Below are 26,337 nucleotides of genomic sequence, written 5' to 3'. Positions count from 1 at the left end.
TGTCATTAAGACAGGGAGACCCGACATGGCGTCCGAACGCGGCGAGTGGCTCGCCCTCAAGAAATTCCTGCTGTTCGTCGGCTTCATCGCCGCGATCCTCGTCTGTGTCCGGGTCATCGGCCTGGGCGGCGTCTGGAGCTTTGTCGGCGGCCTGGGCACGGTCGCGGCGTCGCTGGCCTTCGCCCTCGGCTCCAACCGCCTGTTCAAGCGCGAGCCCCTGCGGCCCGCCATGCGGCGCTACATGCTGCGGTTCGGCGTCTCGATGTCGGCGTATGTCTTCCTGCTGATCGGCGCGATCATGCTGCATGGCCAGGGTCTGACCGCCGGGCCGCTGGGCTATGTGATCGCCCTGGCGCCCGCCTTGGCCATTCTGGGTTCGATAGCCGCGATGGGCTTCTACCTGGCCGAGGAAAAGGACGAGTTCGCCCGCGAGATCCTGATCCAAAGCCTGCTGTGGGGCATCGCCGTGACCCTGGGCGCGGCCAGCGTCTGGGGCTTCCTGGAGACTTTCGGCAAGGCGCCGCACGCCCCCGCCTGGGCGGCCGTCCCGATCTTCGCCATGGCCATGGGCCTGTCGCAGCCCCTGATCGCCAGGAGGTATCGGTGAGGAACCGCCTCAAGGTCCTGAGGGCCGAGCGCGACTGGAGCCAGGCGGACCTCGCCGAGCGCCTGGACGTCTCGCGCCAGACCATCAACGCCCTGGAGACGGGCAAGTACGATCCCAGCCTGCCCCTGGCCTTCAAGATCGCCCGCCTGTTCGGCCTGCCGATCGAGACGATCTTCCAGGACGAAGCCTGACCCGACGCGGTCAGGATTTCCGACCCACCCGACCATCGCCTTCCACCCGCCGGCGCGCCGCCGAACCCTGGCGCATGCCCGCAAATCAGGAGTTCCCGCCATGTCCTATCGTCGATCGACCTTCCCCCTGTTCGTCATGGTGATGGCGATACTGGCCGCCCTCGGCGTGTTCAACCCCGCCCACGCCGCCCCGGTCGCGGTCCCCTCGGCCGCCGCGCCGCGCTTCACCGTCGAGGTCACGGGGCAGGGACCCGACGTGATCCTGATCCCCGGCCTGGCCTCGTCCGCCGCGGTCTGGGACGACACGGTCAAGCAGCTGAAGGGCCGCTATCGCCTGCACGTGATCCAGGTGGCCGGGTTCGCCGGCGCCCCGGCCGGGGCCAACGCCGAAGGGCCGGTGATCCAGCCCACGGTCGACGCCCTGGACGGCTACATCAGGTCGGCCGGGCTGAAGTCGCCCGCCGTGATCGGCCACTCGATGGGCGGGCTGATGGGCCTGATGCTGGCCCGCCAGCACCCCGAGGACGTCGGCCGGCTGATGGTGGTCGACAGCCTGCCCTTCTACGCCATGGTGTTCTCGCCCGAGGCCACCGTCGAGACGGCGAGGCCCCAGGCCGCCGCCATGCGCGACCGGACCATCGCCGCCGCGCCCGAGGCCTGGGCGTCCATGGAGACCGCGATGATGACCCGCCTGGTCAAGTCGCCCGAGGGCCTGAAGTCGGCCACCGCCGCCGCCATCGCCTCGGACCGTTCGGTGGTGGCCCGCGCCCTCTACGACGACCTGACCACCGACCTGCGCGGCGAGATCGCCGCGATCAAGGCGCCCGTCACCATGCTCTATCCGTGGGACCCGGCCACCGCGCCCCAGGCGGCGTTCGACCAGCTTTACACCGGCGCGTACGCCCCGATGACCCAGGCCAAGGTCAAGCGGATCGACGGGTCGTACCACTTCATCATGCTGGACCAGCCGGCCGCCTTCGCCTTCGAGGTCGAGGCCTTCCTGAAGTAAGCCGCCTTGCACGGCCCCGCTCGGGCCGGAACAGTGGCGGGATGATGATTCTGCCCGCTTCCGTCCGCCGCTTCGCCCTGGCCCTCGTCGCCCCCGCCGTCATGGTGCTGGCGATGGGGGCCGGCCCCGTCCGCGCCGAACCCTCCCTGTGGGTGATCAAGGACAAGGACTCGACGATCTACCTGTTCGGCACGGTCCACGTGCTGCGGCCGGAAACCCAGTGGCGCACGCCCAAGATCGCCAAGGCCTTCGAGGCCGCCGACGACGTGGTCATGGAGATCGAGCAGCCCGAGAAGCCCGCCGACACCCAGGCCCTGATGCTGAAATACGGCATCGACCGGACCACGCCGCTGTCGGCCAAGCTGAAGCCCGAGACCTACGCCAAGCTGCAGGCGGCGGGGCAGGGCATGGGCTTCCCGCCGCAGGCCCTGGACGTGATGCGCCCCTGGCTGGCCGCCCTGACCGTGTCGCTGACCCCGCTGCTGAAGGCCGGCTACGATCCGGAGAGCGGCGTCGAGAAGCTGCTGGACGCCCAGGCCAAGGCGGCGGGAAAGCCGGTCTCGGCCTTCGAGACCATGGAGCAGCAGGTCCGGTTCTTCGCCGACATGACCCCGGCCCAGGAAACCCAGCTGCTGGAATCCACCCTGGACGAGGTCGACGACGGCCCGGCCAAGATCGACGCCCTGGTCAACGCCTGGGCCAGCGGTGACCAGGCCGAGCTGAAGCGCCAGATGGTCGACGAGATGCAGGGCGAGTATCCCGAGCTCTACAAGCTGCTGCTGGTCGACCGGAACGCCGACTGGGCCCAGCAACTGAAGACCAAGCTGGCCGGCTCGGGCGTCAGCTTCGTGGCCGTGGGCGCGGGACACCTGACGGGCCCGGACAGCGTGCAGGCGCAGCTGGAGAAGCTGGGGGTCAAGACCGAGGCGGTGAAGTAGGGGTTGATTTCCGGGTAGAGATGCGTGACGGCTTTCGACCCAAAGCGGACAGTGGCGGCCCTCCTGCCCCCTCTCTCATAGAGAGAGGGAGGGGCCCATGGCGAAGCCATGGGAGGGTGAGAGGTTACACTCTCACCGAATGAAACGCGGCTGTTCAGATGGTCTTAGGATAGTTGCCCGATCCACGCTGGCGGCCCTGGTGAGCCTCTGTCGGAGTCTCGAAAGCGCGGCTCAGCGGCTCAGCGGCTCTGGATTTACCGGCCAGCGGTGAAACCTCTCACCCTCCCACCGCTTCGCGGCGGGCCCCTCCCTCTCTCTATGAGAGAAGGGTTTGCACGGCGTCCGCCAACCACCCATCTCGGACGTCGAGACCGTCAGCCCCAGCCGCCCCTAAGCCGCCCCGCCGTCCTTGCGCAGGTAGATCGACCGCTTGGGCGCCGACATCACCCGGTGCAGCATCGGCTCGAAGGCCTCCAGCGGCATCGACTTGTAGGCCGGGTCGAAGGCCTCCTGGTCGTAGATGTGGCAGAACTGGGCGGTGTATTCGAAGCTGGGGTGGCCCCGGAACTGGTCGCGCATGTCGCGGTCCAGGCCCAGGTGGTGGAAGAAGTAGTAGCCCTGGAAGACGGCGTGATGAGCCACCATCCAGTGGTTCTCCTCCGAGACGAAGGGCTGCAGGATCGCGGCGGCGATGTCGGCGTGATTGCGCGGGCCCAGGATGTCGCCGATGTCGTGCAGCAGGGCGCAGACAACGTATTCCTCGTCGCGGCCGTCCTGGAAGGCGCGGGTGGCGGTCTGCAGGCTGTGGTCCAGCCGGTCGATGGCGAAGCCGCCGCAGTCGCCCTGCAGCAGCTTCAGGTGCGAGACCAGGCGCTTGGGCAAGTCGCGGCCGAACTCCATCGAGGCGTTGGCGATGATCGCCCAATCCTGCGGCGTGCCGTCGACCATCGCGTGGAATTTCGCCCGTTCTTGGGCCCGTTCATGGTCGTCCGGATGCTGGTGGCCGTCGGCCATGGCGTTCTCCTCCCGAACATCTGTTTGACCTGATCGTGCGCCGCGCGGCGAGCGCCGTCAACGCGGGGCGACGAAGTTCCAAAGACCCCCAGGGACCGCCAAAGAACCCATTGAGAAGCGGAGCCAGACCGGCTAGACGGGCTGGGCGCTTGGACGGCGCGAGTTTCTCCGTCCAATGCGGGCGTAGTTCAGAGGTAGAACGTCAGCTTCCCAAGCTGAATGTCGGGGGTTCGATTCCCCCCGCCCGCTCCAAGCTCCCCCAAAGCTTCACCTGGAAATTGCAGAGCTGACCTCGAACGCCGGAGGTCTGTCTCGTTTCGAACCATGTCCGTTCATTACGGAACGATGTTCGTTCGTTACGGGAAACGCCTCCGGAATTCGTTAAGAACGGTTAAGTTATCGCGCGCGCTCGCGGTCGGACGTGGGGCGCGCTGGATCGGGGGAAGTCCATGGGCAAGTTGTCGGCCGGCGCGGCGAAGGCCGCCGTTGCGGAATCCCCGCGCGTGGAACGTCTGGCGCGCTTCGCCGACGGGCTGGAGCAGTTGGCCGGGCGCTGGGAGCGCGAAGCCCGCGATCCGCGCGTCGCCGCGGCCCTGAGCGAGCGCTTCGGCGCCTCGGCCCCGGAGCTGCTGGCCACCCAGGACGCGGTCGCCCACCTGCTGGCCTCGTCGTTCGGGACGCCCGGCGCCCTGCCGCCCAAGCTGCTGCTGCGCCTGCACGACGCCCTGGCGAGCCTGGCCGTGCTGGCGGCCTACGCGCCGCCGGCCGCCGAAGAGAACGTTTTCCCGATCGTCGACGTGAAGAGCCGCGCCCAGGCGGTCCGGCTGGAAACCGCCACCCGCAAGCTGCTGAAGGGCCTGGGCCGCGCCCTGGCCGTCGGCGCCGCGAGCGCCACGGTCCTGGCCGCCATGCCGGCCGCCGCGCAACAGCATGTGGGCCATGCCGATGGCTCCGCCGTCTCCGACGGCATCGACATGATCGCCCATGGGCTGAACGGCGATTCGGGCAACGACGGCGGGACGATCAATCAGTCCGTCGCCGGAAGCTACAGCAACGTCAACGCCTCTGCGGTCAAGGTCACCGCCAATGGCAGCGACGGCGGCGATGGCGGGGTAGGCTTCCTGTTTCCCCCCGTCGTGGTGTTCGGCATCGGGGGCGACGGCAACGAAGGCGGCGACGGGGGCTCGGCCACCCTGACCCTGGGCGGCAGCGTCGTGACCACCGGCGTCAAGGCGGTGGGCGTCCAGGTCCAGGCCAACGGAGGCGCCGGCGGCGACGGCGGCGAAGGCATCGGCGCGGCCGGCAAGGGTGGCGCGGGTGACCACGGCGGCGCCGGCGGCTCGGCGAACCTGACCAACAACGCTTCAGTCCTGACCTATGGCGATCAGTCCTCGGCTCTGTTCGTGCAGAGCGTCGGCGGCGCCGGCGGCGACGGCGGCGCGGGCGCGGGCCTGGTCGGCGTGGGCGGAACCGGTAGCGGCAGCGGCCCCGGCGGTTCGGTCAGCGTGACCAACAACAATTTCCTGGAAACCTACGGCGCCGGATCGAACGGCGTCCTGGCCCAGAGTGTCGGCGGCCTGTCCGGTTCGGGCGGTTCGGCGGGCGGGATCGGCGCGTTCGCGGGCGGCTCGAACGCCGCGGGCGACGGCGGCTCCGTCGGGGTGACCAACCACGATCGAATTCTCACCCATGGCGATGTGGCCTACGGGATCCTGGCCCAGAGCATCGGCGGCGGCGGCGGCGCGGCCGGCGGCGCGGGCGGTATCGTCGCCTTGGGCGGCGGCGGGTCGGGCGGCGGCTCAGGCGGCGTCGTCAACGTGTTCAACGATGGCGCGATCGAAACCATTGGCGTGTCGTCGATCGGGATGTTCGCCCAGAGCGTGGGCGGCAGCGGCGGGGTCGGCGGCGGGGCCGGCGGCCTGGTCGGGATCGGCGGCGGCGGCGGCTCGTCGGGCGACGGCGGCGCGGTGACGGCCACCAACGAAGGCCGGATCTTCACCCATAACGACGAGGCCACGGGCGTGTTCGCCCAGAGCATCGGCGGCGGCGGCGGCAACGGCGCGGGCGGCGGCGGCCTGGTCGGCATCGGCGGCGACGGCGGCGCGTCGGGCAAGGGCGGCGACGTCACGGTCACCAACGCCGGCGCCGGTGAGATCGAGACCGAGGGCAAGCTGGCCCAGGCCGTGTTCGCCCAGAGCGTGGGCGGCGGCGGCGGCAACGGCGCGGGCGCCGGCGGCCTGGCGGCGATCGGCGGCAAGGGCGGGGCGGGCGGCGACGCCGGCGTCGTCACCGTGATCAACGACGGGAAGCTGACGACCCACGGCTACGATTCCTACGCCATCTTCGCCCAGAGCGTGGGCGGCGGCGGCGGCAACGGCGGCAATGCGGGCGGCCAGTTCGCGATCGGCGGCAAGGGCGCGGGCGGCGGTATCGGCGAGGCCGTCAACGTCACCAACCACGGCCAGATCGTCACCGCCCTCGACGGCTCGGGCGGCGTCTTCGCCCAGAGCGTGGGCGGCGGCGGCGGCAGCGGCGGCGACTCCACCAGCGTCGGCCTGTTCGTCAATCTGTCGATCGGCGGCGACGCCGGCACGGGCAGCAAGGGCGGCGACGTCACGGTGATCAACACCGGCCGGATCGAGACCGGCGGCGACCGCGCCTCGGCCATCTACGCCCAGAGCGTGGGCGGCGGCGGCGGCAACGGCGGCTTCGGGGCCGGCGGGGCGATCGGCGTCTACGGCGCGGTCAGCATCGGCGTCGGCGGCTCGGGCGGCGGCGGCGGCAACGGCGGCATCGTCCATGTCACGGCCGACGGGACCCTGATCACCAAGGGCGACGACTCGCGCGGCGTGTTCGCCCAGAGCGTGGGCGGCGGCGGCGGCGATGGCGGCTACACCGTGTCGGCGGCCTTGGCGGTCGGCGACGTCGGGGCGGCCTCGGGCGCGATCTCGATCGGCGGCACGGGCGGCGCGGCCAGCAACGGCGGCGACGTCACCGTCGACCACGTCACCGGCGTGGACATCGACACCACCGGCGACCGGGCGGTCGGCGTGTTCGCCCAGAGCGTGGGCGGCGGCGGCGGCAATGGCGGCTGGAGCGGCGCGATCGCCGCGGCGGCCTCGGGCGGCGTCAGCGCCTCGATCGGCGTGGCCGTGGGCGGCAGCGGCGGCAACGCCGGCGGCGGCGGCCTTGTCACGGTCGACACCGCCGGCCAGATCCACACCCGCGGCGTCGACGCCTCGGGCATCTACGCCCAGAGCATCGGCGGCGGCGGCGGCACGGGCGGCTTCGCCCTGTCCGGGGCCCTGTCCGGCGGCACGGCGGCCGGCTCGGCCTCGGTGGGCGTCGGCGGCTCGGGGGCCGGGGGCGGCGACGCCCAGAAGGTGACCGTGACCAGCGTCACCGATATCCTCACCGAAGGCGACCGCTCGGCGGGCATCTACGCCCAGGCCGTGGGCGGCGGCGGCGGCAGCGGCGGCTGGAGCGGCGCGGTGGCCGGCGCGGGCGGCCAGGCCGGCGGCGCGGTCGGCGTCTCGATCGGCGGCGACGGCGATCACGGCGGCAAGGGCGGCGAGGTCAAGATCGACAGCACGGGCCGGATCGAGACCCAGGGCGCGGACGCCGCGGGCATCTTCGGCCAGAGCGTGGGCGGCGGCGGCGGCAGCGGCGGCTTCTCGATCGCGGCGGGCGTCGCGGTGGGCGAGGGCGCGCTGGGCGGCTCGGTCGGCGTGGGCGGCGGCGGCGACGGCGGCGGCGACGCCGACATTGTCACCATCGACAGCGTGGGCACGATCCACACCCAGGGCGATCGTTCGCAGGGCGTGTTCGCCCAGAGCATCGGCGGCGGCGGCGGCAACGGCGGCTGGAGCGGCTCGCTGGCCATCGCGGCCGGCCAGACGGCGGGCGCGGTCGGCGTCAGCGTCGGCGGCGCGGGCGCGCTGGGCGGCAAGGGCAAGCAGGTGACCGTCACCAGCACCGGCGGGATCTTCACCGAGGGCCACGACGCCGCGGGCGTCCTGGCCCAGTCGGTCGGCGGCGGCGGCGGCACGGGCGGCTTCTCGCTGGCGGCGGGCGTGGGCGCGGGCCAGACGGCCGGCGCGGCGACCGTCAGCGTCGGCGGCAACGGCGGCGCGGGCAACGACGCCGAGCTGGTCAAGGTGACCAGCACCGGCGTGATCAGCACCCGGGGCGACCGCTCCTACGGCGTCCAGGCCCAGTCGATCGGCGGCGGCGGCGGCAGCGGCGGCTTCACCGGCGCCCTGTCGGTGGGCGCGGGCCAGAGCACGGCGGCCATCGCGGTCGGCGTGGGCGGTTCCGGCGCGGGCGGCGGCAAGGGCGGCGACGTCGAGGTCGACGTCATCGACATGATCCTGACCCTGGGCGACGACGCCACGGCGGTGCTGGCCCAGTCGATCGGCGGCGGCGGCGGCAGCGGCGGCTTCTCGCTGACCGGCAGCGCGGGAATCGGCCAGACCTCGGGCTCCGGCTCGCTCGGCATCGGCGGGTCCGGCGGCGCGGCGGGCGACGCGGGCGACCTGGTCACGGTGACCAGCCACGCGGACATCTCGACCACGGGCGACCGGGCCAACGGCGTCCAGGCCCAGAGCATCGGCGGCGGCGGCGGGGCGGGCGGCTGGACCGGCGCCTTGGCCATCGCCTCGGGCAACACCAGCGGCGCGGTTTCGGTCGGTGTCGGCGGCAATGGAGCCGGCGGCGGCGACGGCAAGGAGGTCAAGGTCGACAGCTTCGGCCAGATCGAGACCCACGGCGACGACGCGGTGGGCATCCTGGCCCAGTCGGTCGGCGGCGGCGGCGGCAGCGGCGGCTTCTCGATCGCGGCGGGCGGCGCGGCCGGCCAGAGCACCGGCGCGGGCAGCTTGAGCATCGGCGGCGGCGGCGGGGTCGGCGGCGACGGCGGCGTGGTGACCGTCCACAGCCGCGAGCTGATCGAGACCCACAACGACCGGGCCTACGGCGTCCAGGCCCAGAGCATCGGCGGCGGCGGCGGCGCGGGCGGCTTCTCGGCGGCGGTGACCGCGGCCCTGTCGTCCGGCGCGCCCAAGGGGATCAGCGCGGCGATCGGCGGCTCGGGCGGCGCGGGCGGCGACGCCGAGACCGTCACCGTGACCAGCGATGTCGGCGCGGTGACCCATGGCGAAGAGGCCCACGGCCTGATCGCCCAGAGCATCGGCGGCGGCGGCGGCAGCGGCGGCTTCTCGATCAGCGGCACGCTTACCCAGGGGACCAGCACGGTCGGCCTTTCGGCCAGCATCGGCGGCGAGGGCGGTTCGGCGGGCGACGCCGGCGAGGTCCATGTGATCACCGACGGCGTGACCACCACCGAGGGCGCGCGGGCCTACGGCGTGTTCGCCCAGAGCGTGGGCGGCGGCGGCGGCGACGGCGGCATGGCGGGCGCCCTGACCGGCGGCCTCTCGTCGACCGACAATATCGCCATCGGCGTGTCGATCGGCGGCTCGGGTGGCTCGGCGGGCGTCGGCCGCCTGGTCGAGGTGACCAACAACGGCAAGGTCGGCACCACCGGCGACGGGGCCACGGCCATCTTCGCCCAGAGCGTGGGCGGCGGCGGCGGCACGGGCGGCATGGCCGTTTCGGCGGCCCTGGGCGGCGCCAAGTCCAAGAACGTCTCGCTGGCGTTCGGCGGCTCGGGCGGCGGCGGCGGCAAGGGCGGCGACGTCAAGGTCACCTCCACCGACCTGGTGGTCACCGAGGGCGACGACGCCACGGCCATCTTCGCCCAGAGCGTGGGCGGCGGCGGCGGGGCCGGCGGCGCGGCCGGGGCCCTGGCGGTGTCGGGCGGCGAGTCGACCAACCTGTCGATGAACATGGGCGGTTCGGGCGCCACGGGCTCGATCGGCGGCGACGTCACGGTGCTCAACAGCGGCACGGTGGTCACCCACGGCGAGCAGTCGCACGGGATCTTCGCCGAGAGCATCGGCGGCGGCGGCGGCCACGGCGGCATGGCCGGCATCGACGAGAACCAGTGGTCCGACTACATGGCCGGCGGCGCCGGCACGGTCAGCCTGGGCTCCAAAAGCAACAACATCTCGGTCGCGCTGGGCGGCGACGGCGGCACGGGCAATGACGGCGGGATCGTCAGGGTCACCAACAGCGGCGTGGTGGCCACGACCGGCGAGTCCCAGGCCAACGCCATCTACGCCCAGAGCATCGGCGGCGGCGGCGGCGACGCGGGCGTGGCCACGGCGGCGTCCGGCAGCTTCGGCCAGGGCCAGAACGGCACCTACGCCGTCGCCCTGGGCGGCACGGGCGGCGCGGCCGGCGACGGCAAGCTGGTCGACGTCAAGAACAGCGGCTCGCTGAGCACGGTCGGCGGCAATTCCAGCGGCATCGTCGCCCAGTCGGTGGGCGGCGGCGGCGGCTCGGGCGGCGACGCCCGCGGCTTCTCGCTGAGCTTCTCCAAGAAGCCGGCCGGCACGAGCAAGGCCACCTCGGTCAACGTCTCGATCGGCGGCCAGGGCGGCGCGGCCGGCGACGGCGGCGAGGTCTGGGTCGACAACAGCGGCCAGATCCTGACGGAGGGCAGCGACTCGCACGGCGTGTTCGCCCAGTCGGTGGGCGGCGGCGGCGGTCGCGGCGGCCTGATCTCGACCCAGGGCGAGGAGGTCGTCACCTTCCTCGACATGGCCAACAAGGGCGAGGCCAAGGGCGGCCAGATCGCCATCGGCGGCTCGGGCGCGGGCGGCGGCGACGGCTTCCTGGTCAAGGTGCTCAACAGCGGCCTGATCTGGACCAAGGGCAACGACTCCCACGGCGTGTTCGCCCAGAGCGTGGGCGGCGGCGGCGGCGACGGCGGCTCGGGTCTGGCCGGCGAGGTCAGCATCGGCGGCCAGGGCGGCGTGGCCGGCGACGGCGGCGAGGTCCGGGTGACCAACAACGGGACCATCGTCACCGAAGGAGCCCTGTCGCGCGGCGTGTTCGCCCAGAGCGTGGGCGGCGGCGGCGGCACGGGCGGCGCCACCGACTACGACGGCGACGACACCTATTCCTACAGCAAGGGCCTGTCGGACACGATGAAGGTGGTCGGCAACCTGACCGCCACCAAGGACCTGATCGACTCGTTCAGCGAGCCGGCCTGGGGGATCAGCATCGGCGGCACGGGCGGTTCGGCCGGCGACGGCGGCCTGGTCACGGTCACCAACAACGGCGCGATCTACACCTCGGGTCGCCTGTCGCACGGCATCATGGCGCAGAGCGTCGGCGGCGGCGGCGGCACGGGCGGCGAGGGGACGATCACGGCCGTCGGCCAGATCGTGTTCTCGGGCCTGGGCGGCACGGCCGGCGACGGCGGCGACGTCGTCGTCACCAACAACGGCCTGATCCAGACCTCGGGCTACGGCGCCTACGGCATCTTCGCCCAGAGCGTGGGCGGCGGCGGCGGCGTGGCCGGCGACACCTCGCTGGGCATCGCCTCGTGGGGCGACTTCGGCCCGTTCGGCGGCGAGGACTACAGCGACTACGGCAAGCTGAGCCTGAACCCGCTGGACGGCTACGGCGGCGACGGCGGCGATGTGAAGGTGGTCAACACCGGCGACATCATCCTGCTCGGCGACGGCGCGGTCGGCATCTTCGCCCAGAGCGTGGGCGGCGGCGGCGGCCTGTTCGGCAGCGGCCTGGGCCTGTCGTTCGCCGGTTCGCTGGGCGGCACGGGCGACGCCGGCACGGTCACCGTGATCCAGAACGGCAACATCTGGGCCGGCGGCAAGAACGGCGTCGGGGCCTTCTTCCAGAGCCAGGCGGGCGACGTCCCGGCGGCCGGTTCGCACAGCCTGTCGGCTTCGGCCGCGGCGACGCCGACCTATACGGCGGCCGACATCAACGCCACCCTGAACGGCGACGTCCACGGCGGCGCGGTCTACGGCAAGGGCGTGTTCGTCGACGGCGGCAAGAACAACGTCATCACCCTGAACGGCGTGGTGTCGGCGGACTCGAACCTGGCCATCCTGGCCACCACCGGCAACGACACGTTCATCAGCAACAAGGGCGTGATCGGCAACATCGACCTGGGCCGCGGCCTGAACGCCTTCAACAACACGGCGACCTCGACCCTGGTGTCGCTGGACTATGTGAAGCTGAACGGCGGCCTGCTGACCAACGACGGAATCTTCACGCCCGGCGGCAACGGTCACGTCCAGACCACCAGCGTCGAGGGCGACTTCAAGCAGACCGCGACCGGCGTGTTCCTGACCGACCTGGACCTGGGCAAGACGGGCAAGGCGGGCGAGATCGACCGCCTGGACCTGACCGGCTCGCTGGACCTGAAGGGCAAGTTCGTCCTGCAGATCGCCGACCCGGGCCACATCCTGCCGGGCGACCACACGGCCACGATCCTGAACGGCTCGGGCACGGTGACTGCCTCGGGCGTGCAACTGGTGGCCCCGACCTCGTCGATCGCCACCTTCGAGCTGAAGACCACCAAGGACGACCTGAACCTGCACTATGTGGTCGACTTCTCGCCGGCCGGGTTCAACGTCAACCGCACCTCGGTGGGCGATCACATCAACAACATCCAGCTGGCCGGCAGCACCGACGCCTTCGCGCCGGTGGCGGCCGAGCTGTTCTGGGAGCCGTCGCAGACGGCCCTGGCCAACTACTACGACAGCTTCAGCGCCGAGACCTACGCCGACCAGGTGGCGGTGACCAACTTCGCCATCGCCGGCTTCACCGACTCGATGATGACCTGTCCGACGACGCCGGGCCGGGACGAGGCTGACGACTGCGTGTGGACCAAGGCCGGCGGGCGCCAGCTGACGCTGGACGCCACGACGCAGGACATGGCCTACCGGGAACGCTCCGCGGGCCTGCAGGGCGGCTTCGAGCGCGCCGCCGGTCCGCACTGGCGGCTGGGCATGGCGCTGTCGGGCGAGAGCCTGCGGACCGGCGTGCCGACCCGCACCCAGGGCGACGGCGACCGCTATCAGCTGGGCGTCGTGGCCAAGGTGATCGACGGTCCGGCCGCGTTCGCCATGGCCTTCACCACGGGCACGAGCTCGGTCGACACCCGCCGCGCGGTCCTGCTGCCGTCGGGCCTGCGGATGGCGCAGGCCAAGCAGGAGCAGACCTTCCAGGCGGTCACCGTCCGGACCGGCTACCGCTTCGGCACCGACAAGGCTTACGCCAAGCCGATCGCCGAGGTGAACTACGCCCGCATCCAGACCGACGCCTTCGCCGAAAAGGGCGCGGGCGCGCTGAACCTGGTCGCGCCCAAGCAGGTGGACCAGTCCACCCGGGCCAGCGTCAAGCTGGAGGTCGGCGCCGAGTTCATGCAGGGCGTCACGGCCATCCGGCCCTATGCCCGCATCGGCGCCAGCCACATGCTGTCGGGCAGCGCCCCGCAGTTCACCACCGCCTTCGAAGGCGCGCCGCCGGTGGCCGGCTCGTACGACGTGGCCTCGCGGCTGGACAAGACCACGGGCGACGCCGAGCTGGGCGTGTCCCTGGTCAACGCCAAGGGCGCCAGCGCCAAGCTCAACTGGTCGGGTCAGTTCGGCGACCGGGTCAGCAACCAGGCCCTGGCCGTGAAGTTCACCCTGCCGTTCTAGGCGGCCCGCTTGAACGAGGGGAGGGGTCGCGCTTGCGCCCCTCCCGCGAAACTTGATACTTCCAACCCTGAAACGACGGGGCGGGCTTGTTGGCCCGTCCCGTCGTCGCTATTTCGCGCTCTCAATTCCCCCATTCTTCACTTTCCCCCAAGACAGACGAGACCACGCCCGTGGCGAAACCGGCCAAAGCCATCATCCTCAGCGCCGGCCAGGGCAAGCGCCTGTCGCCCCTGACCGACACCCGCCCCAAGTGCCTGGTCGAGCTTTCGGGCCGCACCGTGCTGCACTGGCAGCTCAAGCACCTGGCCGAGGCGGGGATCACCGAGGCGGTGGTGGTGACCGGCTTCGCCGCCGACACCGTCGAGAAGGAAGTCGCGGGGCTGGACATCCCGGGCCTGAAGGTCCGCACCCTGTTCAACCCGTTCTACGCCCTGACCGACAACCTGGCGACCTGCTGGCTGGCGCGCGGCGAGATGCGCGGCGACTTCCTGCTGCTGAACGGCGACACCCTGTTCGAGCGCCCGATCGCCGAGGCGCTGATCGCCGCGCCGTCGGCCCCGATCACCGTGACCATCGACCGTAAGGGCGGCTACGACGCCGACGACATGAAGGTGCTGACCGAGGGGCTGTCCCTGCGGGCCATCGGCAAGACCATCGAGCAGTACGACGCCGAGTCGATCGGCTTCCTGCGCTTCGATCCCGAGGGCGCGGCCCTGTTCACCCGCATCGTCGAGCAGGCCCTGCGCACGCCGGAAGGCCTCAAGCGCTGGTACCTCAGCGTGATCAACCAGATCGCCCAGGAGCACGACGTGGTCCGCGTGCAGTCGATCCAGGGCCTGCAATGGGCCGAGATGGACTTCCCCGAGGACGTGCCGAAGAACCGCGAGCTGGCGGCCGCCTGGGTCGCGGCGGGCGAGTAGCCGGCGGGCTCGGCCTTCCGGCCGGGATATTCCGTAAACTGAAGAGTGCTCGCCGGTGTGGCAAAGCCGCATCGCGATGCGCGTTTCCGTGTCTCATCCACAAACAAAGTAAGCTGCTTCTTACTCTGTCATCGACTAGTCACAGGCGACTCCTATAGCCGGTCCGCTCTACCTGGAAACGGTGGCGACGCTTGTGGGGGACAGGGCCGATGTCCGACACCTTCCGGCGTATCGATCGATACAAGGCCTGCACGGCCGGAAATGGGGATCTCATGCGGAAGTTCGGAATTCAGAAAGTCAGCCTGCTGACGGGCGTGGCCCTGTCGGCGCTGTCGTTCGCGACGGCGGCCCTGGCCCAGGAGGCGTCCTCGACCGCCCTGGACGAGATCGTGGTCACGGCCGAGCGCCGCTCGGAGAACCTGCAGAAGGTGCCGGTGTCGGTGGCCGTGGTCGGCGGCGACCAGCTGCGCGCCGTCAACGCCGACGGCAGCGACATCCTGGCCCTGTCGGGCAAGGTCCCCAGCTTCTACGCCGAGACCACCACGGGCCGGATCTTCCCGCGCTTCTACATCCGGGGCCTCGGCAACATCGACTTCTACCTGGGCGCATCCCAGCCCGTGTCGATCATCCATGACGACGTGATCCTGGAGCACGTGGTCCTGAAGTCGAACCCGCTGTTCGACATCAAGCAGGTGGAAGTGCTGCGCGGCCCGCAGGGCTCGCTGTTCGGCCGCAACACCACCGCCGGCATCGTCAAGTTCGACACCAACAAGCCGACCCAGACCTTGGAAGGCCGCGCCAGCGCCTCGTACGGCACCTACGGCACGACCACCTTCGACGGCGGCATCGGCGGCCCGATCGTGGCCGACAAGCTGGCCTTCCGCGTGTCGGCGCTCTACCAGCACCGCGACGACTACGTCGACAACACCTTCGCCGGGACCAGCGCCGACGGCACCGTCACCCCGAAGAAGAACGCCATGGGCGGCTTCGACGAGAAGGACGTCCGGGTCCAGCTGCTGGCCACCCCGACCGACCAGCTGACGGTCCTGGCCTCGGCCCACGCCCGCCAGTACGAGGGCACCTCGACCCTGTTCCTGCGCCAGGCGCTGAAGAAGGGCTCCAACAGCTCGTCGGCCCCGCGCGACAGCGTCGCCTTCGACGAGGCGGCCAACAACCCGCAGGCCTACGACACCCAGGGCGCGTCGCTGAACATCGCCTACGACTTCGGTCCGGTGACCCTGACCTCGATCAGCGCCTACGAGACCACCAACGGCTACAGCCGCGGCGACACCGACGGCGGCGCGGCGGCCAACTTCCCGGTCGCCGGCGCTCCGAACGGCTTCGGCCAGTCGATGGGCCAGGTCCGCGACCTGGACCAGCTGACCCAGGAAATCCGCCTGGCCAGCAACGGCGACGACCGCCTGAAGTGGCAGGTCGGCGCGCTGTACTTCGACTCGCGCGACACGACCGACTTCTATCAGCGCGGCTACTTCCTGCTGCCGACCTCGGCCGGCTACAACCCCAACAACTGGGTGCGGCTGAACAACCTGAACACCTCGTGGGCGGTGTTCGGCCAGGTCAGCTACAAGCTGACCGACGCCCTGACGATCACCGGCGGCCTGCGCGACACCTACGACGCCAAGAAGACCGTGCTGGTCAAGACGTCCAACACCGCCGCCAACGTCTCGACCTACACCGGCCGCCGCTACGTGCGCCTGGCCGACGAGCAGGTCAGCTGGGACCTGTCGGCCAACTATGAGGTCAATCCCGACCTGAACCTCTACGCCCGCGTGGCCAAGGGCTTCCGCGGCCCGACCATCCAGGGCCGCTCGGCCGTGTTCAACAGCGACTTCACCACCGCCAACTCGGAAACGATCCTGTCGTGGGAAGCGGGCCTGAAGAGCACGCTGCTGGACAACACCCTGCGCTTCAACGCCTCGGCCTTCACCTACGAGGTCAAGGACATCCAGCTGAACGGCAACGACTCCAACGGCAACGGCGTGCTGTTCAACGCCGACAAGGCCAAGGCCTACGGCCTGGAAGCCGACGCCGAGTGGCGCCCGATCACCAACCTGACCCTGACGGCGGGCCTCAGCCTGCTGCACAGCGAGATCGACGACAAGCGCGTCTACGCCCAGGTCTGCGCCCTCAACGGCGTGGTGGTCTGCACGGTGAAGAACCCGACGATCAAGGTCGGCGCCAACACCTTCGCCCAGATCGACGGCCAGCCGCTGCCCAACGCGCCGAAGTACAACTTCAGCTTCACCGGCCGCTATGACCTGCCGGTCGGCGCCGACGGCAAGCTGTTCGTCGCCACCGACTGGAACATCCAGGGCTATACGAACTTCGTGCTCTACGACACCGACGAGTTCTACTCGAAGGACAACTTCGAGGGCGGCCTGAAGCTGGGCTACGAGGGCAATAACGGCGGTTATGAAGTGGCCCTGTTCGGCCGCAACATCACCAACGAGAAGAACCTCAAGGGCGTCATCGAGAACTACATGGCGGCCGTCTACAACGAGCCGCGCATCGTCGGGATCTCGGTCAGCGCCAAGCTGAAGTAGCCGGCTTCCGCCTTTCCGGGCCTCCAAGGACCCCGCCGTCGACGCCGCGCCCGCGGTGGTCGGCGGCGGGGTTTTTCGTGTCCGCGCGCGCTTGCCGCTCTACGGTTGCGCTTAAATGCATACTCTCTCGTCGATTGCGTTCGCGGGCGACTTCGGTCACGCTCACGCTGGGGCGTCTCGTGGATGACTCAGTATCGCGTCGGAAAGTCGCGACGTCGGCGCCCAGCTTCGAAGAACCATTTTGAAGAGAAGAGGGAGCATCCATGTCACTGAGAGTTAACGGCCCGCCGCTGGCGCCGGGCGACAATCCGCCTCCGCAGGACACCAACACCGACGGCTGGGCCTCGCGCCTGGCCAAGCTGATCCCCGCCGAGGCGCTGGGGACCTACGCCGCGACCGTGGCCCTGATCCCGGCCTCGGTCACGGGCACGATCAAGCTGGTCTGTCTGATCGTGATCGCGGTGGCCTGTATCGCGATCCTGGTGGTGGTCCGGGTCAAGTCCACCTCGAAAGGCGGGGTCAAACCGCAGGTGCTGGCGATCGTGATCTCGGCGATTTCGTTCGTCATCTGGACCGCGACGCTCGGGCCGATCTCGCCCATTCCGCTGCCGGAGTCCGTGGCGTGGATCCCCACGATCGTCGCGGTGCTCTGGGTCGCCGCCGTCGGGGTGTTCTATCGCGGCGACGAGGGCAACGCGCCCGAGGCCGCGACCTCCTGAGCCAAATCCGGCGCGAAGGGGCTCACCCTTCGACCAGGGACCGCACCAGGTCCAGGTCGGCCGGCTTGTCGACGTCCACCGCCGCCAAGCCGTGCCGCGCCCGGACGGCCGCCGCCCTGACCCCCGCCAGGCGGCCGATCCGCGCCACCATCTCGTCCAGGGTCATCAGGCCCAGCAGGTAGCGCGCCAGCATCACCGGTCCGAACAGGGCCGCGATCTTCCACGGCTGCTTGCGGTGCTTCTCGACCGTGCGCCACAGGTCGATGGCCTTCAGCGAGGCCGGGGTCTTCAGGTAGAACAGGTTGCAGCCCGAATAGCGCCCGTCGCGGAACGCCAGATAGGTGCGCTTGGTCGTGGGCGCGGCGGCCTGCACCAGGTGCTCCTCGCCCAGCAGGATGGCGATGTCGGCGTCGGCCGGCGTGTCGGCCATGAAGTCGGTCACCCATTCCGGCTGGAGCAGGGCGTGGTCGACCGTGGTGACCAGCAGGGGCGTGCCCATGGCCTCCGCGCCCTCGTGGACGCTCTGGCTGGGGCCGGCGGCCGAGGGCAGGCGCGACAGCGTCGCCCGCGTCTTCTCTGCCTCCAGGGCCGCCTGCAGGGCCGCGTCGTTGGTCGAGACGGCGATGCGCTGGGCGCCGGCCTCGTCCAGGGCGGTCAGCACCCGGTTCAGCAGGGTCCGGCCGCCCAGGACGATCAGGCCCTTCTGGCTGACGCCGGCGTAGTCGGCGACGGGATCGACCCCGCCGCGCGAACCGGCCAGCACCAGGGCCTGGAAGGGCTGGGTCACGCCTGCAGCGCCTTCTCGTAGATGCGGTAGGTCTTGTAGATCTCGGCGCCCATGGCCTCGGAGATCCGGCGCATCGGCATGTTGTCCTCGAGGATCCACGAGAACTCGAACTTGTCGTAGCCCAGGGCGATGCCGGCGTCGCGGCCGGCGTTCATCAGGTGGAACGGCACGACTTGGCCGCGCAGGCTGTCGGCGAACTTCTTCTTCAGGCCCATCAGCGGGATGCGGATCGACTTCACCCGCTTGACCTTCAGCCGCCACAGCAGCTTGGCCCAGCCGAAGGGCAGCAGCTTGCCGTTCAGGCCCTCGATGGCCTCGTTGACGTTGGGCAGCAGCACGATGAAGGCGGCGACCTCGCCGTCGATCTCGGCGAACAGCACCAGGCGCGGGTCGAGCACGTCCTTCAGGGCCTTGCCCAGCTGGGCGGTCTCGGCCTCGGTGGTCGGCACGAAGCCCCAGTTCTCCGACCAGGCGTCATTGAGGATCGAGGTCAGGGCTTTGACCTCGTCGTCGTAGCGCTTCATGTCCAGCTGGCGCAGGACCACGCCCTCGGGCAGGCCGCGCTTGACCCGGCGCACCACCACCGGGGGCAGGGCGGCGCGGGGATCACAGACATAGGCGTAGACGTCCTTGGCCTTGGTGTAGCCCTGCTCCTCCACCCGCGCGGCGGCGTAGCGGGGGTCGTGGCCCATCATCACCATCGGCTTGGTGTCGAAGCCGTCGACCAGCAGGCCGACCTCCTCGTTGATCGACAGGTTGAACGGACCCAGGGCCCGGGTGCAGCCGCGGGCCTTCAGCCAGTCCTCGGCGGTGCGGAACAGCACCTTGAAGATCGCCGGGTCGTCCTCGGCGGCGATCATGCCGAAATTGCCGGTCTTGCCCGCGCCGACCTCGGTGGCCAGGTGGTCGATCGTGGCGCTGATCCGGCCCACGTCGCGGCCGCCGCGCACGGCCAGCCACAGCTGGACGTCGGCGTGCTGGAAGAACGGGTTGGTCGCCGGCGTCAGGGCCGCCATGCGCTCGTACATCAGCGGGACCACCCAGTTGGGGTCCTTGGCGTTGAGGCGGTTGGCCAGGTCGATGAACCGCTTCAGTTCGGCCTTCGAGCTGACGGGGATGATCTCCAGACCGGATTCAGTGGTGTCGAACGGCATTCAGCCCTCCAGGACAACGAGCGCGTAGATCGCGAGGGCCGCGAAGATGACCGGGCCGCCCCAGACGGCCAGGATGGGTGAGAGCGATCCGCCTTCGCCGAGCGCCGACAGCATGCCGTTGACGACCAGGAAGATCAGGCCGGCCGCCAGGCCGCCGGTCAGCAGCACGGCGCCTTGGCCGCTGCGGAAATTGGCCAGGGCCACCGGCGCGCTGAGCAGCAGCATCACCAGGGACACCACGGGTCCGGCGAAGGCGGCCAGCAGGCGGGTCTCGTAGAAGGTGGACGGGCGGTCGCCGCCGCCGTTCAGCAGCGCCCGGCGCGCCGTGGCGGCGGTGGGCACAGGGCTGTCGGCGAACAGGGCCTGGACGTCCTGGCGATGCAGGGGCGAGGGCCAGATCATGCTGGCGGCGGGGGTGACGTCGACGTGCTCGCCGTTGAACCGGACGATCACCGGCTTGACCAGGGTCCAGCCCTTGTCGCGGGCGTAGGCGGCCGACGGCGCCTCGATCCGCTCGATCAGCCGGCCGGTCTTGTCGCGGCGATAGATCTTCACCGCGTTCAGGGTGCGGCCGTCGGCCGAGGCGCCGGCGGCGATCACCAGGTCGTCGCCGGCCCGGAAGCTGCGCGGACCCGGGACTTTGCGGTCGGCGACGGGCGTGGTGGCCTGCCACCAGTCGGCCAACACCGGATCGGTGCGCGGGGCGATCACCTGGGCGCAGGTGAAGTCCAGCGCCATCACCAGGAACGCGACGGGCAGGGCCATGGCGACGATGCGATAGGCCGAGATGCCGGTGGCGCGCATGGCGATGATCGCGCTCTCGCGGGCCAGCTGCGAGAAGGCGAACAGGCCGCCGGCCAGGGTGGCGATGGGGGCCACCTGCTCGATCAGGCGCGGCGAGCGCAGGGCGGCGTAGTACAGCACCCCGGCCGTGCCCAGGCCCCGGTCCAGGATGTCGGTGGTCACTTCCAGCAGGTCGAGGATCTGCAGGATGGAGAACAGGATCAGGGCGGCGCCGAGCACCCGCGTGCCGACCGTGCGCAGGACGTACAGCTGGATCTTCATGCGTCGGCCTGCTCGAACTTGTCGCGGAACATGCGCCGGAAGCGCTTGATGCCCACGCCGAACCGGCGGATCAGCTCGGTGACCGGGGTCTGGCCGGGACGCTTGCGGCTGCCGATGAACATCCACAGGCTCAGGCCCGTGAAGATCAGCCACGGGACGCCGATGGCCGCCAGCGGCATGGCCTTGCCCGATTCCGCCAGGCTCTGGCCCAGTTGCAGGCTGTGCTGGAAGGCCAGCAGCAGGACGCCGGCGATGATCAGGCCGGGCGTGCGGTTGCCGCGCTTGGCGGCCAGGCCCAGCGGGAAGGCCAGCAGCGGCAGGAAGGGCAGGAAGGCGGCCCGGGCCAGGCGTCCGTAGAGCTCGGCCAGCAGGGTGGCGCGCGGGACGACCGGGTTGGGGCTGTCGGCCTGGCGGGCCAGCTCGCCCAGGGTCAGCTCGCGCTCGTCGCCGCCCCGGTTGCGCAGCAGGGCCGCCGCGCCGGCCAGGGGCACGTTGGTGGTGAACTGGTCGAAGACCAGGGTGCGGTATTCGCCGCGGGCATCGACGGCGATCCGCTGGCCCTTGCGCAGCAGCATGGTGACGTTCTTGCCGTCGGCGTCGGCCCGCAGGTCGGCGGTGGCGGCGGTGATCACCTCCTCGCGGCCGGCGGCGTCCTGGCGGCGGATGAACACCCGGGTCAGCTGCTGGCCGGCCGGGTCGGCGCCGTCGGCGGTCATCAGCAGCTTGGGCTGGTCGATGAAGGCCCCGCCGTTCAGCTTGCCGTTCCAGCCGGCGTTGATCGCCTCGTGCATGACCGCGCGATACGCGTAGCGGCTGTAGGGCTGCATGTAGCCGAAGACGATCAGGCTGAAGACCATCAGGAACAGGCCGACATAGACGAACGGCGCGGCCACGCGGGTCAGGGACTGGCCGCTGGCCAGCAGGGCGTCGATCTCGGACCCGTCGCTGAGCTTGGTGATGACGATGAACAGCGCCACGAAGAACGCCACGGGCAGGGCCAGGCCCAGATAGTGCGGCACCAGGTTGGCGGCCAGCTGGGTGACGTAGCCGAAGCGGGCGCTGCTCTGCGACAGCACGTCCAGCAGGCGCAGGACGCGTTCCAGCAGCAGGGCGATCACGGTCACGCCCAGGCAGCCGATGATCGGCCAGGTCAGCAGGCGCAGCAGATAGGCGTCGATCAGCCGGAAGCGCGACGTGCCGTGCGGCGTGGGGATGGGCTTCTTCACGCGGCCGACCAGACCTGGGCGAAGCTCTGGGCCAGGCGCTCGGCGGCGTCGGGGTCCAGGTCGACGGTCGAGCCCAGCGCCGGAACGGCGGGCCAGCCGGCGTCGGCGAAGGTGCGGCCCTCATGCTCGCGCGTCCCGGCGTAGCGCGGGATCACGTGGAAATGCACGTCCTTATCGACCATCATCAGCATCAGGTAGTTGATCTTCTCGTACGCCACGACCTTGCCCAGCAGGCGTTCGACGCCCTCGGTCGCCGTCTTGAGGTCGGCGAAGGCGGCGGGACTCAGCTGGGAAAAGGACTCGACCGATTCCTTGCATACCAGCACCAGCGATCCGAAGGTCGGTTGTTTGGGGCGCACCAGGACCAGCCAGCTCTCCGTTTCCGCCACCTTGGTGCGCGGATACCCGAAATTCTCTGCGGTGGGATTGGTCATGTCGGCCTCGCCTCGGGGCGTTCGCCGCCGTCGCATACAATAGGGACGCGGCCTTTTCCATGGAAGTCCGAACGGCGCGGTTCGCTCCGGTTCCGGGCTTTTCGCGCTAGGCGTGTCCGGCGGGCGGCCGGCCGGCCTGCAGCAGGACGTAGCGGCTCAGTTCGGCGGGCCGGCCGGTCTTCGGATCCAGGCCGCGCGCCACGACCCTGACCTCGACCCCGCCGTCGGCCTGGCGGTCGATCTCGACCCCGTGCCAGCGCGCCGCCGGATGGCCGCGCTCGCCCATGGCCGAGGCCGAGGGCACGCCCAGCACGGGGATCATCGCCCCGTCCGGCCCGGGGGCCGTCGCCACCATCGCCTCGTGGGCGTGGCCGTGCAGGACCAGGTCCGCGCCGTGGCGGGCCAGCAGGGCGCGCAGGGCGTCCTGGTCCTCCAGCGCCTTGCGCTTGGCCACCGCCCCCGGGACGGGCGGATGGTGGATCAGCAGCACGCGGAAGAGGTCGCGATAGGCCGGGTCGGCCAGCAGGGTGTCCAGCCGCTCCAGCTGGGCCTTGCCCAGCCGGCCCGTGGCCAGGTGCGGGGCGGTCGGCACGGCCGAGCACAGGTTGAACAGCGCCACCCCGTCGCGCACCCGCACCCGCGGGAAGGCGACGTCGCCGCCTTCGCCCAATCCCTCGTCGCCCAGCCAGGGCGTCCAGGGGGCGAATGGCCGGCCGCCCTTGGTCTCGACCAGGGCGTCGTGGTTGCCGGGGCTGACGGTGACGTCGCGGGCGGGGGCCAGGGCCTCCAGCCAGACCCGGGCCGCCTCGTACTCAGCCGGGGCGGCGTAGTTGGTCAGGTCGCCGGTGATGGCGACATGGTCGGGGGCGTGGGCCTTGAGGTCGGCGACGATCGCCGCCAGCACCTCGGGCCGGTGTTCGCGATGCTTGCGCCGCCATGCGATCCGGCTCAGCAGACGTTTGGACAGCAGGTCCCGCCAGCCGAACGCCCCCTGCGGCGGCGGCAGATGCGGGTCGGAGAGGTGGGCCAAGCGGAATATCGACAAAGTTTGGTTCACGGATTCTGGCGGAAGGGGCCGAAGCTGCTTATCAATCGCCCCAGGTTTCAAGGGGTTGTCTATCGTGAGCGTGGAAAATCGTCCAAATGACGCCGCCGGCCCGTCCGCCGTCACGGTCGGTCAGGCGAAAACGCGCCTCTGGGGGATGACCTCGGCCGAGCGGCTGTCGCGCATCTATCGCCGCCTGGGCCTGGTCGAGGCCGGACACGAGACGGTCTTCGTCAGCGGCGACGTGGTGGTGGTCGACGCCGGCTGGGTGTTCGACGAGTCGCTGATCAAGGCCCTGGCCGGCCGTCCCGGCGTGGCCCTGGTCGACGAGGCCGGCCGCATCGTCGCCGTCAACGTCCCCGCCGCCCGCGCCCGCGAGGCGATCGTGCGGCTGGACACCGGCGAGGACGTCACCGCCCTGGTCGACACCCGCCTGACCGCCGTGGAGCTGGGCTCGGCCTACAACCACGCCCTGCGCAAGCGCGAGCCGCCGGTGCTGGAGCGCCTGACGCCCGAGACCCGCGTGGCCGTCGAGAAGCGCCTGTTCCAGGGCTCGTACAAGGGCGTCACCGACCTGGTGACCAAGCACGTGTGGCCCGTGCCCGCCCGGATCGTCACCCGCTGGTGCGCCCTGGCCAGGATGACGCCCAACCAGGTGACCCTGATCGGCTTCCTGCTGGTGCTGGCGGCCTTCTGGCTGTTCTGGAAGGGCGAATTCGGCTGGGGCCTGGTCTGCGCCTGGATCATGACCTTCCTCGACACCGTCGACGGCAAGCTGGCCCGCGTGACCCTGACCTCGTCCAAGTGGGGCAACGTCTTCGACCACGGCATCGACCTGGTGCATCCGCCCTTCTGGTGGTGGGCCTGGTATGTCGGCGTCGGCGCGCTGGGCCTGACCATGCCGCACGGCCAGCTGGCCCTGGCGGTGATCCTGGCCGGCTACGTCCTGCAGCGGGTTGAGGAGGGGATCTTCCTGGCCCTGTTCAAGGTCGAGATGCACGCCTGGCGGCCGTTCGACAGCTTCTTCCGGCAGATCACCGCCCGTCGGAACCCGAACCTGATCCTGCTGACCCTTGCGGTTGTGGCCGGTCGTCCCGACATCGGGTTCCTGGCGGTGGCGGTCTGGACGGGCATCTGCCTGGTCGTGCACGCCGCGCAAATCCTGCAAGCCCTGGCCGCCCCGAAGGGGGCCGTCGTTTCCTGGTTGTCGCGCTGATGCGAGTAGGCGTCGTCCGCAATCCGATGAGCCACGCCAATATCGGGCGCTCGGAGTCCGATACGGGCGACGCGTCGACGACCGACGCGGTGCTGCTCGTCGAGCCGGCCACGCCCGAGGCGCTGGAGCAGGACCTGCAGGCCTTCGCCCAGTGCGGCGTGAAGATGCTGGTGATCGACGGCGGCGACGGCACGATCCGCGACGTCCTCAGCCGCGCGGCGACCATCTTCGGCGACGCCATGCCGCTGATCGCCCTGATCCCGTCCGGCAAGACCAACGTGCTGGCCATCGACCTGGGCGTGCCGCGCGACTTCACCCTGGCCAAGGCCCTGGCGGCCGCCAAGTCGCCCGACGCCGTGATCAAGCACCGCGCGCCGCTGGAGGTCCGCTGGGACGACGGACGGCCCAGCCTGCGCGGTTTCGTCTTCGGCCTGGGCGCCTTCGTGCGCGCCACCAGCCTGGCCCAGACCGTCCACAAGACCGGCGCCTTCCACAGCATCGCCGTGGCGATGAGCGTGCTGGGCGCCCTGGTCGGCACCGTCATGGGCGGCAAGCGCGACCAGTGGCGGGCCGGCGTGCCCCTGTGCCTGGCCATCGACGGCGAGGAGACCCGCACGGCCGACCGCTTCCTGGTGCTGGCCACCACGCTCAAGCGCCTGCCGTTCGGGGTCAAGCCGTTCGGCCCGCCGCGCGAGGGCCTGAAGTTCCTGGACGTCGACGCTCCGCCCCGCGGCCTGCCGGGCGCCTTCCCGGCCCTGGTGGCCGGCAAGGAGTCGGCCTGGTCGGGCCGCTACGGCTACCGGCGCGGCGACGCTTCGAGGCTGCGGATCACCACCAACCAGCCGCTGGTGGTGGACGGCGACGTCTATGACGGCTCCGGCGGCCTGACCGTGGTGCTGGCCCCGACCCTGAGGTTCCTGGCGGCATGACCGGGTCCGTCGCAAGCCTGGTGGGCGAGGAGCTGCTGGCTCCCGCCCCGCCGCAGGCCGTGGCCTTCGCGGCCAAGCTCCTGGACCGCTTCGAGACGCCGCTGGCGGTGCTGTTCTACGGCTCGATCCTGCGCACGGGCGACCTGGACGGGGTGCTGGACTTCTACGTGCTGACCGAGCGCGTCCGGCCGGGCCCGCGCGGCCTGGTCACGCGCCTGCTGTGGCCGGACGTCAGCTATCACGAGCTGGAGGTGGACGGTCAGGTGCTGCGGGCCAAGGTGGCGACCATGACCCTGGCCCAGTTCCAGGCGGCGACGCGCGGGCAGGGGATCGACACCACGATCTGGGCCCGCTTCGTCCAGCCGGCGGGGCTGGTGTGGAGCGCCGATCCGGCGATGGCCGGCCAGGTCGTCGAGGCCGTGGCCGACGCCGCCCGCACCGCCGCCCGCTTCGGCGCCGCCCTGGGCCCCGCCGAGGGGCCGTCCGAGGCCTATTGGACGGCGCTGTTCAAGGAGACCTACGCGGCCGAGTTCCGGGTCGAGAAGGGCGGGCGCGAGCGCTCGATCCTGGGCTTCGACGCGGCGCGGTACCATCGCCTGCTGATCGCCTGCTGGCGCGAGGAAGGGCTGCTGGGCATCGAGGCCGACGGCGTCGTGCGGCCCAAGCTGGACGAAGCGGGCCGGAAACGCCTGCTGGCCGCCTGGCGGTTGCGCCGGCGGATGGGGCGGCCGCTGAACTACGCCCGGCTGATCAAGGCGGCCTTCACCTTCGACGGGGCGGCGCGCTACGCCGCCTGGAAGATCGAGCGCCACACCGGCATGCCGGTCGAGGTGACGCCCTGGCGCGAGCGCCATCCGGTGCTGGCCGCGCCGGGCGTGCTGTGGGGCCTGTGGCGCCGACGGCAGGCCCAGGACCGGGCGAAGGCGGGGAATGGGACGTAG

18 protein-coding genes and 1 tRNA gene are annotated in these 26,337 nt (G+C 71.0%); 12 read left to right on the top strand and 7 right to left on the bottom strand.

What is annotated here, in order from left to right; genetic code table 11:
• Nucleotides 1–25: 25 nt before the first annotated feature.
• From BR39_RS0123500 to BR39_RS0123485, 4 genes are all read left to right on the top strand, one after another.
• Nucleotides 26–607 (top strand): hypothetical protein, encoded by a 582-nt coding sequence (locus BR39_RS0123500; RefSeq protein WP_029916775.1) that lies wholly within the window; start codon nucleotides 26–28, stop codon nucleotides 605–607.
• On the top strand, nucleotides 604–798 hold the full coding sequence (locus tag BR39_RS0123495) for a helix-turn-helix transcriptional regulator (RefSeq protein WP_029916774.1): 195 nt from the start codon (nucleotides 604–606) through the stop codon (nucleotides 796–798). The genes BR39_RS0123500 and BR39_RS0123495 overlap by 4 nt, the downstream gene beginning before the upstream one ends.
• A 100-nt stretch (nucleotides 799–898) precedes the next feature.
• A complete protein-coding gene (locus BR39_RS0123490) occupies nucleotides 899–1,807 on the top strand; it encodes an alpha/beta fold hydrolase (protein ID WP_029916773.1) in 909 nt (302 codons plus the stop codon).
• Between the two features lie 41 nt (nucleotides 1,808–1,848).
• Complete coding sequence (locus tag BR39_RS0123485; RefSeq protein WP_029916771.1) at nucleotides 1,849–2,745, top strand: TraB/GumN family protein; 897 nt, start codon at nucleotides 1,849–1,851, stop codon at nucleotides 2,743–2,745.
• Nucleotides 2,746–3,135: 390 nt separating this feature from the next.
• On the opposite strand, the gene BR39_RS0123480 is transcribed toward BR39_RS0123485, so the two are convergent.
• Nucleotides 3,136–3,759, bottom strand: a complete 624-nt coding sequence (locus BR39_RS0123480) for an HD domain-containing protein (RefSeq protein WP_029916769.1) — start codon at nucleotides 3,757–3,759, stop codon at nucleotides 3,136–3,138.
• Between the two features lie 177 nt (nucleotides 3,760–3,936).
• On the opposite strand from BR39_RS0123480, the gene BR39_RS0123475 reads away from it, so the two are divergent.
• From BR39_RS0123475 to BR39_RS0123455, 5 genes are all read left to right on the top strand, one after another.
• Nucleotides 3,937–4,011: transfer RNA gene (locus tag BR39_RS0123475), tRNA-Gly, on the top strand.
• 197 nt (nucleotides 4,012–4,208) lie between these two features.
• Nucleotides 4,209–13,337 (top strand): autotransporter outer membrane beta-barrel domain-containing protein, encoded by a 9,129-nt coding sequence (locus BR39_RS25535; protein WP_035018970.1) that lies wholly within the window; start codon nucleotides 4,209–4,211, stop codon nucleotides 13,335–13,337.
• 170 nt (nucleotides 13,338–13,507) lie between these two features.
• A complete protein-coding gene (locus BR39_RS0123465; protein ID WP_029916767.1) occupies nucleotides 13,508–14,257 on the top strand; it encodes a sugar phosphate nucleotidyltransferase in 750 nt (249 codons plus the stop codon).
• Between the two features lie 272 nt (nucleotides 14,258–14,529).
• Nucleotides 14,530–16,821, top strand: coding sequence for a TonB-dependent receptor (locus BR39_RS0123460; RefSeq protein WP_029916765.1), 2,292 nt, complete (start codon nucleotides 14,530–14,532; stop codon nucleotides 16,819–16,821).
• 263 nt (nucleotides 16,822–17,084) lie between these two features.
• Entirely contained in the window at nucleotides 17,085–17,540 is a 456-nt protein-coding gene (locus BR39_RS0123455) for a hypothetical protein (RefSeq protein WP_029916763.1), read from the top strand.
• Between the two features lie 22 nt (nucleotides 17,541–17,562).
• Here BR39_RS0123455 and BR39_RS0123450 read toward each other — a convergent pair whose 3' ends face one another.
• The 6 genes from BR39_RS0123450 to BR39_RS0123425 all read right to left on the bottom strand — a co-directional run bounded on the left by BR39_RS0123450 (nucleotide 17,563) and on the right by BR39_RS0123425 (nucleotide 23,251).
• A complete protein-coding gene (locus BR39_RS0123450; RefSeq protein ID WP_029916761.1) occupies nucleotides 17,563–18,327 on the bottom strand; it encodes a nucleotidyltransferase family protein in 765 nt (254 codons plus the stop codon).
• The gene (locus BR39_RS0123445) at nucleotides 18,324–19,481 is read right to left on the bottom strand and encodes a hypothetical protein (RefSeq protein WP_029916759.1); all 1,158 of its coding nucleotides are present in this window, start codon (nucleotides 19,479–19,481) and stop codon (nucleotides 18,324–18,326) included. Before BR39_RS0123445 ends, BR39_RS0123450 begins: the two co-directional genes overlap by 4 nt.
• The gene (locus BR39_RS0123440; RefSeq protein ID WP_029916757.1) at nucleotides 19,482–20,546 is read right to left on the bottom strand and encodes an LptF/LptG family permease; all 1,065 of its coding nucleotides are present in this window, start codon (nucleotides 20,544–20,546) and stop codon (nucleotides 19,482–19,484) included.
• Entirely contained in the window at nucleotides 20,543–21,772 is a 1,230-nt protein-coding gene (locus BR39_RS0123435; RefSeq protein WP_029916755.1) for an LptF/LptG family permease, read from the bottom strand. Before BR39_RS0123435 ends, BR39_RS0123440 begins: the two co-directional genes overlap by 4 nt.
• Nucleotides 21,769–22,206 (bottom strand): HIT family protein, encoded by a 438-nt coding sequence (locus tag BR39_RS0123430; RefSeq protein ID WP_029916753.1) that lies wholly within the window; start codon nucleotides 22,204–22,206, stop codon nucleotides 21,769–21,771. Before BR39_RS0123430 ends, BR39_RS0123435 begins: the two co-directional genes overlap by 4 nt.
• A 106-nt stretch (nucleotides 22,207–22,312) precedes the next feature.
• The gene (locus BR39_RS0123425; protein WP_029916751.1) at nucleotides 22,313–23,251 is read right to left on the bottom strand and encodes a metallophosphoesterase; all 939 of its coding nucleotides are present in this window, start codon (nucleotides 23,249–23,251) and stop codon (nucleotides 22,313–22,315) included.
• Nucleotides 23,252–23,408: 157 nt separating this feature from the next.
• Here BR39_RS0123425 and BR39_RS0123420 point away from each other — a divergent pair, with 157 nt between their 5' ends.
• The 3 genes from BR39_RS0123420 to BR39_RS0123410 are packed head-to-tail and all read left to right on the top strand — an operon-like array spanning nucleotide 23,409 to nucleotide 26,337.
• Nucleotides 23,409–24,467: a CDP-alcohol phosphatidyltransferase family protein gene (locus tag BR39_RS0123420; RefSeq protein WP_231499543.1), complete on the top strand. Its 1,059-nt coding sequence runs from the start codon at nucleotides 23,409–23,411 to the stop codon at nucleotides 24,465–24,467.
• Nucleotides 24,467–25,396 carry a diacylglycerol kinase family protein gene (locus BR39_RS0123415; protein ID WP_029916747.1) on the top strand — a complete coding sequence of 310 codons (930 nt, stop codon included), beginning with the start codon at nucleotides 24,467–24,469 and terminating at the stop codon, nucleotides 25,394–25,396. Before BR39_RS0123420 ends, BR39_RS0123415 begins: the two co-directional genes overlap by 1 nt.
• Nucleotides 25,393–26,337 carry a hypothetical protein gene (locus BR39_RS0123410; RefSeq protein ID WP_029916744.1) on the top strand — a complete coding sequence of 315 codons (945 nt, stop codon included), beginning with the start codon at nucleotides 25,393–25,395 and terminating at the stop codon, nucleotides 26,335–26,337. The genes BR39_RS0123415 and BR39_RS0123410 overlap by 4 nt, the downstream gene beginning before the upstream one ends.

The sequence above is a fragment of the Caulobacter sp. UNC358MFTsu5.1 genome (assembly GCF_000712075.1).
Taxonomy (GTDB): Bacteria; Pseudomonadota; Alphaproteobacteria; order Caulobacterales; family Caulobacteraceae; genus Caulobacter.
This window is presented reverse-complemented; position numbering and strand designations above follow the sequence as displayed.

Bases quoted from the DNA above. Each gene is read 5' to 3' on its own strand.
- BR39_RS0123500 (WP_029916775.1), top strand. From the start codon at position 26: ATGGCGTCCGAACGCGGCGAGTGGCTCGCCCTCAAGAAATTCCTGCTG.
- BR39_RS0123490 (WP_029916773.1), top strand. From the start codon at position 899: ATGTCCTATCGTCGATCGACCTTCCCCCTGTTCGTCATGGTGATGGCG.
- BR39_RS0123485 (WP_029916771.1), top strand. From the start codon at position 1,849: ATGATGATTCTGCCCGCTTCCGTCCGCCGCTTCGCCCTGGCCCTCGTC.
- BR39_RS0123480 (WP_029916769.1), bottom strand. From the start codon at position 3,759: ATGGCCGACGGCCACCAGCATCCGGACGACCATGAACGGGCCCAAGAA.
- BR39_RS25535 (WP_035018970.1), top strand. From the start codon at position 4,209: ATGGGCAAGTTGTCGGCCGGCGCGGCGAAGGCCGCCGTTGCGGAATCC.
- BR39_RS0123460 (WP_029916765.1), top strand. From the start codon at position 14,530: ATGCGGAAGTTCGGAATTCAGAAAGTCAGCCTGCTGACGGGCGTGGCC.
- BR39_RS0123455 (WP_029916763.1), top strand. From the start codon at position 17,085: ATGTCACTGAGAGTTAACGGCCCGCCGCTGGCGCCGGGCGACAATCCG.
- BR39_RS0123445 (WP_029916759.1), bottom strand. From the start codon at position 19,481: ATGCCGTTCGACACCACTGAATCCGGTCTGGAGATCATCCCCGTCAGC.
- BR39_RS0123440 (WP_029916757.1), bottom strand. From the start codon at position 20,546: ATGAAGATCCAGCTGTACGTCCTGCGCACGGTCGGCACGCGGGTGCTC.
- BR39_RS0123430 (WP_029916753.1), bottom strand. From the start codon at position 22,206: ATGACCAATCCCACCGCAGAGAATTTCGGGTATCCGCGCACCAAGGTG.
- BR39_RS0123420 (WP_231499543.1), top strand. From the start codon at position 23,409: ATGACCTCGGCCGAGCGGCTGTCGCGCATCTATCGCCGCCTGGGCCTG.
- BR39_RS0123415 (WP_029916747.1), top strand. From the start codon at position 24,467: ATGCGAGTAGGCGTCGTCCGCAATCCGATGAGCCACGCCAATATCGGG.
- BR39_RS0123410 (WP_029916744.1), top strand. From the start codon at position 25,393: ATGACCGGGTCCGTCGCAAGCCTGGTGGGCGAGGAGCTGCTGGCTCCC.